The sequence below is a fragment of the Solibacillus daqui genome (genome assembly GCF_028747805.1).
Taxonomy (GTDB): domain Bacteria; phylum Bacillota; class Bacilli; order Bacillales_A; family Planococcaceae; genus Solibacillus; species Solibacillus daqui.
The window spans coordinates 3,509,749-3,525,911 of sequence record NZ_CP114887.1 but is presented as its reverse complement, the minus strand read 5'-3'; the positions used below and the strand labels follow the sequence as shown (position 1 = coordinate 3,525,911).

The 16,163-nt window shown below is 35.5% G+C and carries 18 protein-coding genes; 14 read left to right on the top strand and 4 right to left on the bottom strand.

Going from position 1 to position 16,163, the window contains the following annotated elements; translation table 11 throughout:
- Nucleotides 1-210 precede the first annotated feature (210 nt).
- A complete protein-coding gene (locus O7776_RS17360; RefSeq protein WP_274308188.1) occupies nt 211-750 on the bottom strand; it encodes a hypothetical protein in 540 nt (179 codons plus the stop codon).
- Nucleotides 751-1,007: 257 nt separating this feature from the next.
- Here O7776_RS17360 and O7776_RS17355 point away from each other — a divergent pair, with 257 nt between their 5' ends.
- The 11 genes from O7776_RS17355 (at nt 1,008) to O7776_RS17305 (ending at nt 10,501) form a co-directional block, all read left to right on the top strand.
- Nucleotides 1,008-1,379, top strand: coding sequence for a VOC family protein (locus O7776_RS17355; protein ID WP_274308187.1), 372 nt, complete (start codon nt 1,008-1,010; stop codon nt 1,377-1,379).
- Between the two features lie 708 nt (nt 1,380-2,087).
- Nucleotides 2,088-2,930 carry a malate synthase gene (locus O7776_RS17350; RefSeq protein WP_274308186.1) on the top strand — a complete coding sequence of 281 codons (843 nt, stop codon included), beginning with the start codon at nt 2,088-2,090 and terminating at the stop codon, nt 2,928-2,930.
- Between the two features lie 622 nt (nt 2,931-3,552).
- Nucleotides 3,553-4,071, top strand: coding sequence for a YfiT family bacillithiol transferase (locus O7776_RS17345; RefSeq protein ID WP_274310535.1), 519 nt, complete (start codon nt 3,553-3,555; stop codon nt 4,069-4,071).
- A 110-nt stretch (nt 4,072-4,181) separates the two neighbouring features.
- Entirely contained in the window at nt 4,182-4,991 is an 810-nt protein-coding gene (locus tag O7776_RS17340) for a VanW family protein (protein ID WP_274308185.1), read from the top strand.
- A gap of 63 nt (nt 4,992-5,054) precedes the next feature.
- Entirely contained in the window at nt 5,055-5,876 is an 822-nt protein-coding gene (locus O7776_RS17335; protein WP_274308184.1) for a GNAT family N-acetyltransferase, read from the top strand.
- A gap of 200 nt (nt 5,877-6,076) precedes the next feature.
- Nucleotides 6,077-6,424 (top strand): PadR family transcriptional regulator, encoded by a 348-nt coding sequence (locus tag O7776_RS17330; protein WP_274308183.1) that lies wholly within the window; start codon nt 6,077-6,079, stop codon nt 6,422-6,424.
- Nucleotides 6,411-7,412, top strand: a complete 1,002-nt coding sequence (locus O7776_RS17325; RefSeq protein ID WP_274308182.1) for an HAAS signaling domain-containing protein — start codon at nt 6,411-6,413, stop codon at nt 7,410-7,412. Before O7776_RS17330 ends, O7776_RS17325 begins: the two co-directional genes overlap by 14 nt.
- Nucleotides 7,413-7,460: 48 nt before the next feature.
- Complete coding sequence (nadX, locus tag O7776_RS17320; protein WP_274308181.1) at nt 7,461-8,240, top strand: aspartate dehydrogenase; 780 nt, start codon at nt 7,461-7,463, stop codon at nt 8,238-8,240.
- Nucleotides 8,241-8,409: 169 nt separating this feature from the next.
- Nucleotides 8,410-9,381, top strand: a complete 972-nt coding sequence (locus O7776_RS17315) for a tRNA dihydrouridine synthase (RefSeq protein ID WP_274308180.1) — start codon at nt 8,410-8,412, stop codon at nt 9,379-9,381.
- A gap of 153 nt (nt 9,382-9,534) precedes the next feature.
- Complete coding sequence (locus O7776_RS17310) at nt 9,535-10,170, top strand: DUF6944 family repetitive protein (RefSeq protein ID WP_274308179.1); 636 nt, start codon at nt 9,535-9,537, stop codon at nt 10,168-10,170.
- Nucleotides 10,171-10,264: 94 nt separating this feature from the next.
- Complete coding sequence (locus O7776_RS17305; protein WP_274308178.1) at nt 10,265-10,501, top strand: small acid-soluble spore protein Tlp; 237 nt, start codon at nt 10,265-10,267, stop codon at nt 10,499-10,501.
- A 190-nt stretch (nt 10,502-10,691) separates the two neighbouring features.
- On the opposite strand, the gene O7776_RS17300 is transcribed toward O7776_RS17305, so the two are convergent.
- Nucleotides 10,692-11,576: a patatin-like phospholipase family protein gene (locus tag O7776_RS17300; protein WP_274308177.1), complete on the bottom strand. Its 885-nt coding sequence runs from the start codon at nt 11,574-11,576 to the stop codon at nt 10,692-10,694.
- A 212-nt stretch (nt 11,577-11,788) separates the two neighbouring features.
- Here O7776_RS17300 and O7776_RS17295 point away from each other — a divergent pair, with 212 nt between their 5' ends.
- Nucleotides 11,789-13,180, top strand: a complete 1,392-nt coding sequence (locus O7776_RS17295; RefSeq protein WP_274308176.1) for a hypothetical protein — start codon at nt 11,789-11,791, stop codon at nt 13,178-13,180.
- A gap of 216 nt (nt 13,181-13,396) precedes the next feature.
- Here the strand turns inward: O7776_RS17295 and O7776_RS17290 are convergent, their stop codons facing one another.
- Nucleotides 13,397-13,903: an RsiV family protein gene (locus tag O7776_RS17290; RefSeq protein ID WP_274308175.1), complete on the bottom strand. Its 507-nt coding sequence runs from the start codon at nt 13,901-13,903 to the stop codon at nt 13,397-13,399.
- A 313-nt stretch (nt 13,904-14,216) separates the two neighbouring features.
- Here O7776_RS17290 and O7776_RS17285 point away from each other — a divergent pair, with 313 nt between their 5' ends.
- On the top strand, nt 14,217-15,479 hold the full coding sequence (locus O7776_RS17285) for an MFS transporter (protein WP_274308174.1): 1,263 nt from the start codon (nt 14,217-14,219) through the stop codon (nt 15,477-15,479).
- A 126-nt stretch (nt 15,480-15,605) separates the two neighbouring features.
- Complete coding sequence (locus tag O7776_RS17280; RefSeq protein WP_274308173.1) at nt 15,606-15,803, top strand: hypothetical protein; 198 nt, start codon at nt 15,606-15,608, stop codon at nt 15,801-15,803.
- Between the two features lie 144 nt (nt 15,804-15,947).
- On the opposite strand, the gene O7776_RS17275 is transcribed toward O7776_RS17280, so the two are convergent.
- The gene (locus O7776_RS17275; RefSeq protein WP_274308172.1) at nt 15,948-16,076 is read right to left on the bottom strand and encodes a YjcZ family sporulation protein; all 129 of its coding nucleotides are present in this window, start codon (nt 16,074-16,076) and stop codon (nt 15,948-15,950) included.
- Nucleotides 16,077-16,163: the final 87 nt, after the last annotated feature.

Genomic DNA, 16,163 nt, shown 5'->3' with positions numbered 1-16,163 from the left:
AAATTACTTATTATTATCAAATTTCTATGTGCCCTTATACTTCTAGTAATTCCAATCAAAAATGGTCCTTGAACCCGGTGTAGAATATACATTTTCTATACCGCGATATACCAAAAAGCCTTGTTGAACAATAAAGTTCAACAAGGCTTTTTTGATTGCATTTTATTATTACTGACAAAAGTTTCTAAACTAATTACAGAATGGACTTTACTAGGCTTTCTCGGGTCTTGGCCAAATGAAATAAGAAATAGAGAAAACAAAATCAATACCGAGCACAAGTGCCCATATTTTCAATGTTTCTAAAAACACTTCCGTTTTTGCTGGGGCATTGATGAAATAAATCATGGCCACTAGAAATGCAGCACCGATGATATAGGCAAGAACGTGTTGTAATGAACCTTTCATCGAATGACGTGCATATGCGTAGCCTGTTTTCCTTATCGGTTTTGGTCCTTGTTTTTGAATGTAATAAATAAAACGTTCGTCCGCCCAGTGAATCATACTTTTTCCAAACGCGATTGACACTCCAAGGTAAATGGCAGCGATTGCATGCACTTGCGTCGCGGTTGCTCCATTGTACAAGTCAGTTGCTGTGACGATGAGTAATATTAAATCAATTACTGGCGTCAAGGCAAGAAAAAAAAGTCCCAGTCGTTCATATTTGAGAATGTATCGTGTGATGAGCCCTAGCAAGATAACAATCCAAAAGCCGATTTCACACGCGACGATCATCCATGTGATGAAATTCATAGACAACAACTCCTCTTTAGCGTTACCATTCACGGCACTGGATATTTGAAAAATTTGTAAATTAATTATAGTATATAAGAATATGAATAATCAATCATTTAAATACTGGATCATCAACAAATTCTAGGGACGACTTGTTAGTGTAACCGGTGAAGAATGCTGTCAGATTAACTTTAAAAAAATTGGACAAACTGAATGATGTTCTAGAAGGTAATGTTGTATACTTTCTTTATTATTAATTTTTTATAGGAGGATATATGAAACTAGGTGCATTTTCGGTAAGTTTAAATGTAAAAGATATTCATAAATCAAAAGCTTTTTACGAAAGTTTAGGATTTCAAGATTTAGGCGGAGATATTTCGCAAAATTGGCTCATTATGAAAAATGAAAGTACCATTATTGGGTTATTTCAAAATATGTTCGACAAAAATATTTTGACGTTTAATCCCGGGTGGAATGAAAATGCAGAAAATTTGAGTTCGTTTACGGATATTCGTGATCTACAGAAACAGCTTAAGGCAAAAGGCATTCCATTACTGACGGAAGCAGATGAATCAAGTCAAGGCCCTGCAAGCTTTACCATTGAAGATCCTGATGGCAATCCCATTCTTATTGATCAGCATAGATGAATAAAAAATGAAAATCTTGAAGCAGTTAGGCTGATGCCTAATTGCTTTTTTTATAAGATAACTCACCTCTTTAATAAGACATTCCATCGTTAAAAAATTTCAAACAGTATTGTATTACTTGAAAAAGTAAATATTATCAATATCGATTCTAATGTTTGCGCAAATAACCATTGCGAAACGAGGGTCTTTTTTTATGGATAGGAAATAATAGATTTTTCAATGAAATCTAAATAAGAAAAGTCATCATTTGTGCTAAATGTGTTGTCTAAAATGAAACATAAATGAAAATATCTCACGCGCAGAATGCATGATTAACGTACGAAGTATTTTATCCGTTTCTTTTCTAAGAAAGTAATTTTTAGTATTGATTATAGGTTATGAGGGCACTATATAATTATTGGGAAAAAAACAAGTATTTATTTATGAAGCAGCTTCCGAAATTGTTCTTAATTTCGACGACTTTGTTTCAAATTTATGGAAAGGGAATAATTTAATTTTTGGTTTTTTTTTTGTGGATAAATTATTTAATGAAATCCACATGAGAAAAGACGTCATTTAGTGCTAGTAAAACGATATGTATTTTTCTGAAACCGAAGTACAAAGTTGTTCAAGCAGTTGTGTGAGTTTTTACGTAAGTTAGTTGAATAAAATTATCTATAGACTTTTTAGTGGTAACCCAGCTTTTATTTCACAAGGAGGATTAGAATATTGAACTTAATCAATAAGAAAGTTACACACAAGCGTTTTGGTATGGGGAGCATAGTTAAACATACTGAATCTAGCATTGAAATAAATTTTGCGTCCGAAAATAAATTATTTGTTTTTCCAGATGTATTTGGTAAGCACTTAAAGTTACATGATCAAAGTATGGCTATAATACTAGAGGGAATTATACAAAAAAAAGAAAATGAACGAAAAGTGGAAGAATTACAAAAAGAAGAAGAGAGACAACTACATCGAAGAAAACAGGAGCTTCGTTTGGAACATGAAAAACTAATGAAACATTATAAACTTCATCCTGAATCACAAATGGTTTATTGGTGTGACACTGTAGAAAAGAATAGTTCCTTTTCAGAGGGGAGAGTTTTCTCGGGAGTAGTAAAAAGTGGAAATGATAAAGGGAAACCGAATAAGCCAATTCGCTTGCACCAAAATAGCGCTGTCCTATTAACAGAAAAAAATTCTAGTGTTCCTGGAGAAGAAAGACGTATTTTAGGTGTCTATATGGTGAATGAAGACTTTATCGGTAAGCTTTGTGAAGATGGGTATATTCCGGCTCATTCAAAATATAAACTTCAACTTACAGAACAGGAATCCTATGCGCTGCCTTCATGGGATAATTATGTAAAGGATAAATCCTCTAAAAAAACCTCGTGGAATACTGGTAAATACCGTTATTTTAATAATTCATGGATGGCTCAAATTTTGCTTGATATCGTTTCACTTAAAAGTGACCCAAAGGAACACGAACTGGCACAACAATTTTTAAAACATTTTTGTAAAATGAATAAAATTATAGTACAAGAGTTACCGAATGCAACTAAATTATAAATAAACATCTAAGCGTTAGCCCAAATATTTAAAGAAAGCTGTGTCAAAAACCGATTTTTATTGGGTTTTACTTGGACTAGGTTCTATTTTTGTAGGACTCGGTTAACTACGTAATCCTACCAGAGCCTCTTAAGCTGCCATATACACTAAACATTTTGAAGCGGTGACATGGCAGGTGTTAATTTAAAAACTAAGAAAGAATGAATTCTTGAAAAGGGATTCGTTCTTTTTTATTGAATGTATTAGTAAAATAATGATAAAAGTGAGTTGTTGTCATATGCAAGCAAAAAAAGTATGGGACAGTTTAATCGCAGAGTGCAAAAACGGACCGTTAAATCTAACAACAAAAACAGGTTTACATTTTACTTTAACGACTGATAGCCAAACACTAATAGTAAATAAATCTGATTTACAACCATCTAGCAAAATAAAGAACCCAAGAAAAATTACGAAAGCTAATTTTTTTGAAGTAAGTCCTTTTTATAAAAGGTGGCTAGATGAGGAAAAAGGGTTGAGCAATAAAATTATAGAAAAATCAAGGAATTCTGTGTACATAATGGCTGCAATAAAATATCAAATAAATTTATTAGAAAAGAAAGATGCTAATATAGTGGATCTACAGATGAACGAAAAATACCCTATTGGAAATTTTCAATTTAAAGGTGACATCACGAGTTCTGTGATCAATAACTGGATAAATGAGATTGAAACATTACCACTGTCATTACGAGAGGCGGTAAAGGATTTGAATGATGCACAGTTGAATACCGCTTATCGAGATGGAGGTTGGACTGTTAGACAAGTGGTTCATCATATTGCAGATAGTCATATGAATGCGTACGTTCGCTTTAAATTGGCACTGACGGAAGATAATCCAGTCATTAAGCCATATGATGAAGCGAAATGGGCAGATTTATCTGATTATAATTTACCGATTGAACCTTCATTAGTACTTCTTGAATCATTGCACAAGCGCTGGTCAAACCTTTTACGTAGCTTGACACAGGCGGATTTAAAAAAGACCTTTGTTCATCCAGATTCAGGTGAAGTATCTATTGGAGAAAATATTGGAATTTACGCATGGCATGGGAAGCATCATGTGGCGCATATCATGTCTTTGTGTGAACGTAAAAACTGGTAGAGGTTAGTGTGTTTGAATTTACTAAGTTCAGTTTAGTTGGAAAATTGAAGTGTAAAGAATTAAATGATTCTTGTGATGCAATTCGAAATAAAGTTACGGAGGGAATTATCGTGAGACTTTCTGAACTTCATCCGATTTTCTATCATGCACGAATTCAACAGAAAGTACTATTTCGATTTTTAGCAAATTTAAAAGAAAGAAAACGATTTGCTGTGCATAAAGAGTTAGCTACTACATTTCCTTTTACTTGCAAAAAACATCAATCACTCCTTAGAAGAACGCTTGGAAACAGTGATCCACAATTACAAGAAAATAAAATAACCAATTTAAAAATTGCTACAAGTGAAATAAATGGTGTAATCATTAAGCCTGGCCAAACATTTTCATTTTGGCAACTAGTAGGAAAAACGACTGTGAAAAAGGGCTATATTGAAGGTATGCAGCTCTCAATGGGAGAAGTAAAGACGGGCGTTGGTGGGGGAATTTGTCAGCTTGCCAATCTACTATATTGGATGACGCTACACACACCGCTAATTGTTACAGAAAGGCATCACCATAGTTTCGACCCATTTCCTGATTCAGGACGAACACTTCCATTTGGTAGTGGGGCCAGTGTTTTTTACAATTATGTCGATTTACGATTTTATAATCCAACATCTAAATCATTTCAAATAAAAGTTTGGGTAACAGACAAACATTTAAAAGGTGCTATTTTTGCTAATGAAGAAATCCCTTGCTCTCATCATATTGAGGAAAGAAATCATCAATTTTTAAAAAGTGGTGGGAAAAACTATCGTCAAAATGAAATTTGGCGAAAGACGATTGATAAAGGAACGGGACAAATGATACAAGAGGAATTGCTAATCAAAAACTTTTCAGAGGTAAAGTATCCAATACCACACGATCTTGAAATACAGTGAAATTGGTAAAAAGGAATTTTCATAGCCAATTGTATAGACAATGAACAACTACGGAGGACTTATATGATTACTGAACTACAGCAGCAAGATTTTCATAAATGTTTGCATGTATTAAATGAGCAAGGACAGCTTGAAGCAAAAGCAATTGCAATGAGTGTTAATCCGGGACGTATTTTTGTAGATAAGCCGAGCGCACCGACAACGGGTATGATTTGGCTCGGCAATAATGATGGATTTATATTATTTGGGGATGACTCAAACCAACAATTTAATGGAGCGTTAAATACATTTATTGATGAGGTAATTATACCTGATGCGAAAAAGGTCGGCTTAAATTGGTTTGAAGTTGTAGGCAATCATGAAAAGTGGAACGAAACGATTGAAATGTTATTCAAGCATCGTAATTTAGGTAGTTGGAATCAAAAGGTTTATACATTGAATGAACAAATTAATAAGCGAAAAGGGGAGCTTTCACTACCACAAGGCTATACCATACGTAAAATTAACGAGCAGCTATATGAGGAAAATACTATTGAAAATAAAGCTTTTTTACATGAAACGATTGAGGAGTTTTGGTCCTCTCCTGAGCAATTTTTCAATAATGGAATCGCATATGGCGCTTTTTGGGGCAATGAAATCGTCAGCATTTGTTACTCTGGTTTCGTCGTTAACAATATTCATTGTGTTGGGATTGAAACATTAGCAGATCATCAAGGGAAGAAGTTGGCTCAAATACTTGCACATCATTTTGTTCAGGATTGCTTTGAAAATGACATGACGGTTTATTGGGATTGTATGGAGGGGAATAAACCGTCCGTAGCGGTCGCTGAGAAATTAGGATTTCGTAACACATTTAATTATGTAGGATATGAGTTTTCATTTTAAATAATAGTAGTAGCTTGAAAAATTTGTATGCTTGCAATTTGTGGTGGGGTTAAATGAAAAAACACAGATTAGACAGGTCTAATCTGTGTTTTTTTCGTGCTTAAATAATTTAAAATTGATTTTGTATCAACAATACTGTATGATGCATAGTATAAAGTAAATACTGTACGACATACAATATTGAAACTGGAGGTGTATAAATGAACAATTTATTAAATTCGTTAACGACAGAGCTTAGGAGAGGAACATTGACGTTGGCGGTTTTAAGTCAATTAAGAACGCCACAGTATGGGTATTCACTCGTTCAGTTATTGGAGGAATCAGGAATTTCCATTGATCAAAGTACGCTATATCCATTGCTCCGTCGACTAGAAAAACAAGAGTTGGTTTCAAGCAGCTGGGATACATCTGAGAGTAGGCCACGTAAGTACTATGTATTGAGCGAATATGGTTTGGAAATTTTCCTACAATTAAAAACGGAATGGATTAACAATTCAAAGGAACTTTATGCTCTATTAAGAGGGGATGAGGAAGATGAAGTTAATTGAAATTTATATTCAAGAGGTCACACGTAGGCTACCTGAAAAACTTCGTGCGGATATTGCACTCGAGTTACGCTCAACCATTGAGGATATGCTACCAGATCATTATAGTGAGGAAGAAGTAAAAGGGGTACTCAATCAATTAGGGAACCCGGTAGTTTTGGCGAATGGTTACAAGGACCAACCCATGCACCTAATAGGTCCACGCTATTTTGATGTATATATTTCGTTATTGAAAATGATTTTACCTATTGCCGCCGTGATTGCATTAATCACGATAATTACCCAATATTTTATCGGCTACAGTGGGGAAGAGGCAATTCTAGCTGTTGTTTTAAAGATTATAGGTAACGGGATTGGGACAATTATTGAGGTAGGTATTCAAGTCTTTTTCTGGATCACGCTAACCTTTGCACTTATCGAGAGGTTTGATAAGGATAAAGAGCAACAACCATTAACTTCAAGCCTGGAGAAATGGACCGCAGATGATTTGAAAAATGTGGCTTATATACCTAAGAAAAAAGCAATTTCGAAGTTCGAAGTTTTTGGAAGCTTAATGTGGACGGCAATTTGGGCTACTCTTTATTTTTATGCCAACCAGCTAGTAGGGGTATATGAAAATAATGGGGATCGGCTAGAATTTGTGATACCAGCTTTAAATCAGGAAGTTTTCCTAAAATATTGGCCAATTGTTGTAATTATTATCGGGGCTGAAATCGCGTTAGCCCTTTATAAGTTATTTAAGCAACAATGGACAATCAGAATGGCATTTAGTAATGCGGTTCTTCAAATCATTTCAACCATTGTATTTATCATTATTTTAGTGAATCCAAATTTACTAAATCCAACCTTTATTGCCTATTTAGGGGATATATTCAGTGTAACGAGCGATCAATTTAATATGTGGATAATTGGCGGGACTATAATGATCTTTATATTTAGTGCTACCATGGCTGTGTATGACGGCTATAAAAAAGCGAATATTCGATCGTAATTCACTGTGAGGTTCAACTAATCAAAAATGATCGTGAGGGAAGTTACGATGAATATCGGTCTAATCGGCGCAGGAGCTATCGCCAATTTCTTATTACAACAGCTCAATGAAAAACAGCAAAACGACCTTCGCATAAGTAGCATCTATGTTCGCAATAAAGAAAAATATGAGGAACTTGAACACCAATTCGGCATTACATTATTCACAGAGCTCGATGCATTCCTTGAGTCAGATATTGATCTTGTTGTTGAAGCTGCAACAATCGAAGCGGTTCAAGCATTAGTGCCAACGATTCTCAAACAAAAACCGGTTGTATTAATTAGCATTGGGGCACTTGCCGATGAGCAGTTATTACAACAATTAAACGAGCTAGCAATTCAGTACAATCATGACCTGTATTTACCATCCGGTGCTATCGGAGGTTTGGATTTATTACAAAACGCCCACGCACTTGGTACGGTAAAGGAGGTTTCATTGACTACACGCAAGCCAGCGTATTCATTAATTGACCAAGAAATTAACGAAGCACAAGTTATTTTTGAAGGAACCGCACGTGGTGCGATTCGCAAATTCCCTAAAAATATGAACGTCTCCATTGTCCTAGCTTTAGCAAGTATTGGTTTTGATAAAACAAAGGTATGCTTAGTTGCCGATCCGCATATTGATCAAAATATTCACCAAGTGGACATTATCGGGGATTTTGGCGAAGCAACCTTCATAATAAAAAACAATCCGCTGCCACAAAATGCGAAAACGAGCTATTTAGCGGCGATGAGTATTTTAGGTACATTACAACGAATTAACGATAAGTTAATTATTGGAGGATAGGTGTAAACCTGTCCTTTTTTCGATCAAAATCTCATACAAGAAATATTTTTCAAGCTAGGTTATACTATAATAATGATTGTATTTTTGCTTACAATAAATGATTTCAAAACATATAACTGATTAATTTTAGGATGAAATTCGTCCTGGTATGAGAGGATAGATTATACAGATGAAAGAAAACTTTTGGACGGAGCTACAGAAGCCGTTTTTTGTATTAGCACCAATGGAAGATGTAACGGACAGTGTGTTCCGTCATGTTGTTGCTGAGGCAGGCGCACCGGATGTATATTTTACAGAGTTCACAAATTCAGAGAGCTATTGCCACCCAAATGGTATTGAAAGTGTACGCGGTCGTTTAATGTTCACAGAAGATGAGCAACCTATTGTGGCACATATTTGGGGAGACAATCCGGATAACTTCCGCAAGATGAGTATCGATTTAGCGGAAATGGGCTTTAAAGGAATTGATTTAAACATGGGCTGCCCTGTACCAAATGTTGCAGGACGTGGAAAGGGCTCAGGTTTAATTTTACGACCAGATGTAGCTTCAGAGTTGATTGAAGCGGCAAAAGCAGGTGGAATTCCTGTAAGTGTGAAAACACGTTTAGGCTACAAAGAGGTGGATGAGTGGAAGGAATGGCTAACGCATATTTTAAAGCAGGAGATCGCCAACCTCTCGATTCACTTACGTACGCGCAAAGAAATGAGTGCAGTTGATGCACACTGGGAGCTTATTCCTGAAATCAAAGCACTACGTGACGAAATTGCACCGAATACATTATTAACAATCAACGGTGATATTTTAGATCGTCAAATGGGCTTAGAGCTTGTAGAAAAATATGGTGTAGACGGTGTCATGATTGGACGCGGTATTTTCAAAAATCCTTTCGCTTTCGAAAAAGAGCCAAGAGAGCATACAAGCGAAGAACTTCTTGACTTGTTACGTTTACAATTAGACCTACAAGATAAATATGCAGCACAATTACCACGCTCAATGTCAGGCTTACACCGCTTCTTCAAAATTTACGTAAAAGGCTTCCGCGGTGCTGGTGAATTACGTAACCAATTAATGCATACAAAATCTACAAATGAAGTACGTACATTATTAGATAATTTTAAAGCAATGCAAGAGATAGAATAAAAATGAAACCAGATTGCCAAAGGAATGATGCCTTTAGCAGTCTGGTTTTTTGTGTAAATGACAAAAGATGATGCAGCATTTCATTAGTCTAATGCTACTATTTTAAACATCATATACTGTTGCATGATGTATAGATTAGTGGGTGAAAATAAGATGAGCATTTATAACCCAAATAACCAATTTAATCGAAAAAGAAAAGATATAACTGTAAATAATAGAGATAAAATGATTCCTTCTAGGAAACGTGTAAAACAGCAACAGTCCAATAGTCAAAATGAAGCTATTAGTGCAAATATTGCTGGCATTGCAGGTAACTGGATTGTAGTAGTTGGAACTATTATTACTGCAATAGCAAGTACACCTTCAAAAATTTTTACAGAACAAACCCTCACAAATTTTAATTTAATTGGCAATGTTTTAGAAGCTGGTGGAACTGCTATTGCAGCAAAAGGTGAGGAAGGATTATTAAATATTGTTGGAGACCAGATTCAGGCAATTGGCAATATCGCGGTAATTGCAGGGATACTAAATAACAATGAGCAATCAGGTGAGCTCCTACAAAAACAAGGAGATCTTCTCCAAATAGTAGGAATGGGTATGACCATTCAAACATCGGGACAGTTAACGTTATTAGAGACAATTGAAAATACAGGGAATATCATTCAATTAATAGGGAATGTCATTCAAGTTTTTGCTAACACGGATACCGAAGAGGGGACTGTCATGAATGCAATTGGTGGATGGATCCAAGCTATTGGAGCTGTTATTACAGCTTTAGCTACTGAATAATGGATAGCCAATTTTTAAAATTTATTAGTGGAGCACATAGGAACAAATAAAAAAACCACACTAAGTTTAATCTACAATAACTTAGGAGGAGAATATGTCTAATTCAAAGTACCCGAAACAAGATGATAAAACGAGTAATGTAAATCGAATACGTGAAATTGTGCAAAATACCGAAAGAAATCTTATGGAAGCGGAAATTGGCAAAGAGTTTACAGACGGTATACAGCGAGAAATAATAAATGAGCAAAATGAGCGACGTAAACAATCAATTGAGGAACTAAAAGAAGAAATAAAAGAGGAAATTGGAAAAGGTAAGAAAGGAAAAGCATAAGAACTGGTCAAAGAATAAGCACCAAAAATCTTAAGTAAATGGACAATCGGAGGTTAGTTTCCATAACAAACTATTGAGAAATGTTGCGAAGTCTAGACAGTTGTAAAGTTAGGAATAAGCGTAAGAAGCCTTCATAAAGGGATTTCACTTTTATGAAGGCTTCTTGTATTTCTATAAGGGGCAAAATACGCTACCAAACGGGTGACCATGTTTTTAAGAATTGAATGGTGCGTTCTTTACCAATACTCATTAATTTTTGTTTTGTCTCCTCATCAATATCAAATTGAGTGGCGCTAAATTTTTCTACCGGGATAAAAATAATATTTTTTTCATGTCGCCGAGCAATATAGCGATTATCATGTGCATTCTGCATTGTAGCAAACAATGCTTCAAATAGCTGAATACCATTATCGATTTCACGTGGCGCCATTTCTTCATTTGCACTACTTAGCTTTAATCCAAGAACAGGTCTTTTTTGATTCCCATTATCAAAAATCCAAAGAGGAAAATTGCTCAATACGCCACCATCCACAATAACACTTTCGCTTGTTCCATTTTTTAAATAAACTGGCTCAAAGAAAAAGGGAAGACCACAGCTCATACGTAATGCATTAGAAATAGGGAATGTACGTGCATTAATGCCATAATGCTTTAAATCATCTGGCAACACCACTATTCTCCCGTTTGTTAAATCTGAAGCAAGGAGTTTTAATGACCCTTCAGGCAAATCTCCAAATGAATAAATTCCTTTTGAAGCTAATTTTTGATAAAACCATTTTTCAAGAGTCTTTCCGCGATACATTCCAAAACGTACGTATAAATTAACCCATTTTAAAAAGGGCATACCGATACAGATTTTCGGTGGGTCGAGCAATACATTCAAGTTTAATTCATCAAAAACTTCCTCTAGTTCCTGAGCATTATAACCTGCAGCAATGAAAGCGGCTAAAATGGCACCAGCACTAGTACCGGCCACACGCCTAAATTGTATTCCACGTTCTTCAAGCACTTGTAATGCTCCTACATAAGCAAATCCTTTAATACCACCACCAGAGAACACGCCATCTACAATCATTTGTTCTCTCCTTAAATGCTTTTTTATACTGTAAGATAAAATTCGCCTATTTAGAACAAAAATATTATGAATATCCCTTTTTAACCAATCAATACGAAATTAATAAAAAATAGGCGAATTCATTAAATTCTAAAAAAATATTAATTGCTAATAGGCGCTCACCATCTATCTATGCCCTCCATATGCTAAACAAAAAGGGAGTGAGGCAGTGTATGGGGATTGAATTAACAGTCTTGCATTGGATCTATGTCTTATTTATATTGCTCATCATTTTTTTCATGGTAAGGCGTCTTGATACAACATTGATTAGCATATTAGGTATTTTCGTTATCGCAATTGTGGCGACAGGAAATTTTACTTCCTCTATTAGTAGTATATTTAATAGCTTTATTTATGCCATTACAGAGTTATTATCTACTATTTTAATCATTTCCATAATCGTTGCGATGAGCCGTGTATTAACTAAAACCGGTATTAATGAAGTAATGGTTGCCCCCTTTACAAAAATCATTAAAAATCCGACGCTCGGCTTTTGGACAATTGGACTATTAATGATGATTATTTCTTGGTTTTTCTGGCCTTCACCGGCCGTAGCATTACTAGGGGCGGTGTTATTGCCTGTTGCGATTCGTGCTGGACTTCCCGCACTTGGTGTTGCAATGGCAATGAACTTATTTGGTCATGGCATAGCTTTGTCTTCTGATTTTGTTATTCAGGGTGCACCAAAATTAACAGCGGATGCAGCTGGAATTCCTGTCGGGGATGTTGTTACAGCGAGTATCCCGCTTGTTATTACAATGGGGGTTGTAACAACAATTGTTGCTTTTTATTTATTAAAACGTGATATGAAAAAAGGCAAACTAGAATTAGTAGGTACGTATGATAATGGCACGGAGCAAGAAACGACAGAGGATTTACTAACAATGAAGCAAAAAAAATTCTTTGCCGTTTTAATTCCGGCTGCGTTCATTTTAGATGTTGTTGCGATGGCGTTATTTGATTTGCAAGGTGGGGATGCAACTGCTTTAGTAGGGGGCACTTCCGTATTTATTCTACTTTTACTTTGTATCATTGCCTATAAAAAGAAAGGGTTAGATCAAACGACGAGTTACTTTATCAATGGCTTTCAGTTTGGCTTTAAAGTATTTGGGCCGGTCATTCCAATTGCGGCATTCTTCTATTTAGGTGATTCGGGCTTCCTTACAATCATCGGCGATTATTTACCATCAAGCTCGCATGGTATTGTAAATGACCTCGGTGTTGCACTAGCTTCTATTGTGCCACTTACAACAGAAGTCGCAGTTGTCACATTAACGGGAGTTGGAGCAATTACAGGTCTTGATGGATCTGGGTTTTCGGGAATTTCATTAGTTGGTTCTATTGGAAGCTTGTTTGGTACAGCAATTGGTGAAGGGACGGCAACATTAACGGCACTTGGTCAAATTGCTGCGATTTGGGTGGGTGGCGGTACATTAATTCCTTGGGCACTTATCCCAGCAGCAGCGATTTGTAATGTTAGTCCATTTGAGCTTGCACGGAGAAATCTTGTACCCGTTGTCGTTGGTTTAATTGTAACGACTATTGTAGCTGTATTTATTATTTAGCAGCTTATCAAAGATGAACACCTATATTCGGCTATGTAACTGAAGCATTAATCTACCATAACGATCTAATGTCGCTGTTAATGGGAGATTGCGTATCGTGTTATCGAAAATGCACACCCAGTTCAACCACCGCATATTGATGAACATTAATACACGAATAAAACAGAGAAGCCCATGCAAGAGTGTAATTTTCTTTAAGCATGGGTCTTTTATGTGTTAGTTGTTAACGGCCATTCTACTTAGAGGACTCTGTTCATCAATAATATCCACTAAATCAAAAACAGAAATAGGAAACATAGGTAACCCCACCACATAGGGCGTAATTTCATATAATTGAAAATAAATTACGAGCGATTTATCTGCAATATAAAAATCTTGATCTGGTCGAATTCCCGTAAATTCACCTAGTAAAGGAATATCTCGCTGAATAATTTGTAATTCAACAAGTTCAGAAATTCGTTGGACATAATTAGCACCAGGTGTAAATAAATCGTTTAATTGACAAATTTCTTCATTATCAAAATCAAAAGTAAGCGATTTGATATACGTCATCCCATGTGCAGCCTGCTTATGATATGTGTAATTGGTAAGAGATAAACTGAGCAATTGCCGCTGGTTATTTTTTATTTCATAAAATCCTAACATTTCATCAACTGTAGTTGGCATATTCCCTGTTTGTAGTGAAATAAGATCCTTCACTTGCTCATAAATAGCATGATTCATGCGATGTTCCCATAAATAATTCTCAAGGAAAGTCACTTGTGGATAATACACAATCTGTCTCGTCCCATTGTTTAAACAACATGTGTTTATATGGACTGGATTTATTTGAATAATGCTCCCCATCCCTTTAAATTTGTCGGATTAAATACTGGAAAAACGTGAAGAATTTTTTCCATGGATATAGATATGTATATGTAATAGAAAACCGAATATGAAATGAATTTAAAAAGTAGTGGTAATCAGGTATAAATGGTTTGGAAATAAAATATTAAATAACACATGGAAATTAAAAATAAATAGGAGTAAGAAACAAGTGGAAAAACAAAAAAGTCGATACCGATGGATTGTATTTGTTTCGGTGCTACTCACATACTTATTAATGGCAAGTCAACGAACGGCTCCGGGATTAATTACGAATAACTTAATGGAAGATTTCGGTTTAACTACTTCTGAAATTGGCTTATTGATGAGTATACAATTTTTTGTATATACAAGTTTGCAAGTTCCAATGGGGATTTTAGCGGATCGTTTTGGACCGAATTTTTTTCTGATTATTGGGGCTACACTTACAGGATTTGGGACAATTATTTATAGTTTGGGTACCCATGAATTGATCCTGTTTTTTGCAAGAATCCTCACAGGGGTAGGGGATGCAACGATATGGGTTAATATGATGTTAATTTTAGCAACGTGGTTTCAGAAAAAAGAATTCGTTCGATTAGTAGGCTTTGCGGGGATGACAGGGAGTCTTGGCTTTTTATTAGCGACAGTGCCTTACTCTACATGGATTAGTTTATATGGATGGAGAGCTACATTTTTTTCAGTAGGGTTATTATTATGCTTTTGTGGTGTCTTTCTTTATTTTGTACTTATAAAAAATACAAAACACCGATTTGAAGAAGAACCGATTATTAATAAAGAAATGGTACAACGAGATAAAACACTTGTTATCGTCAGAAATGTGTTTTCAAATCGTCAATCATGGGCACTATTTTTTTGTCATTTCGGGGTTGTCGGCGGGTATGTGGGGTTCATTAGCTCATGGGCAGTACCATATATGACGGATTTGTATGAAATGACAAGTTCAGAGGCGAGCCAGTTAATAATGCTTGGTCTTATCGGAGCACTTATTGGAGCACCATTAACAAGTTGGCTTTCAAGCCGGTTAGAAACAATTAAAAAACCTTACATTGTTGTTCATAGTACGGTTTTATTGAGTTGGTGTACATTCTTATTATTTAAAGGGCATCCGTCACTGGTATTGCTTAGTATCCTATTTTTTATTATTGGCTATGGATATGGGGCAAGTGCATTATCTTTTGCAGCGGTTCGTCAATCTTTTTCAGTTAAAGAAAATGGCATTGTTTCTGGGTTTGTAAATACAGGTGGCTTTTTAAGTGCTGTACTGCTGCCGATCTTTTACGGTTATATATTGGAATATTTTCATGGAACTACAGGAAATATAACGGACGGTTACTATTATGGCTTCATCACGCCCGTTATTTTTTCTATGATGGGCATAATAGGGATTATCTTCTATAAGGAAAGTCACATAAAACTAAGAACGAATAGGTAGTCGCCTAAATGTAACTACCAATGGAATCCACATAAAAAAAGCAACTCGTATAATTTATGCGAAATTTGTGTTTTCTAACATAATCGATCCACTCCCGTACATGCTAATTGAAAGGGAGGTGTATAAATGGAAGGAAAAAAGTACACAAAAGCAGGAACAAATATTGAAGAAGTTAAGCGATTAAATGCCTCATCTGGCCCTTCTTATAATGAAATGTTGGCAGCACTTGCCCAAGGACCAAGGGCAAAGGCAAAAGAAGAAATTGCGGCAGAACCACTAGACGTAAATGTAGTAAAAGACAGCACTAAAAAAAATAATTACTAATTTATGTGAGAATTGAAATAGCTTATAACGCTTTGAAAAAAATTGAAATATCCCTTCACTTCTATAGAAGCTCAAGAGTGAAGGGAAGATTTCATTATAAAGTTGCTTTCAATATACATAGAAAGCTTTATCTACCAAGTGGTATTAATAGCCCCCACTGTAGAAAGAAGCACCAACGATAATTAATAGGATGAACAGTACCACAATTAAAACGAAACCTGACCCATTACCATAACCACTATTACCACCATAACCATATCCTGCTGAACCCATAGTGTATCACTCCTTTGTATAGGATTAGTTCAGAATATGTAAGGAAATTAAAAAAGTATGGATATTTGTATTAGAAGTGTGTAGTTT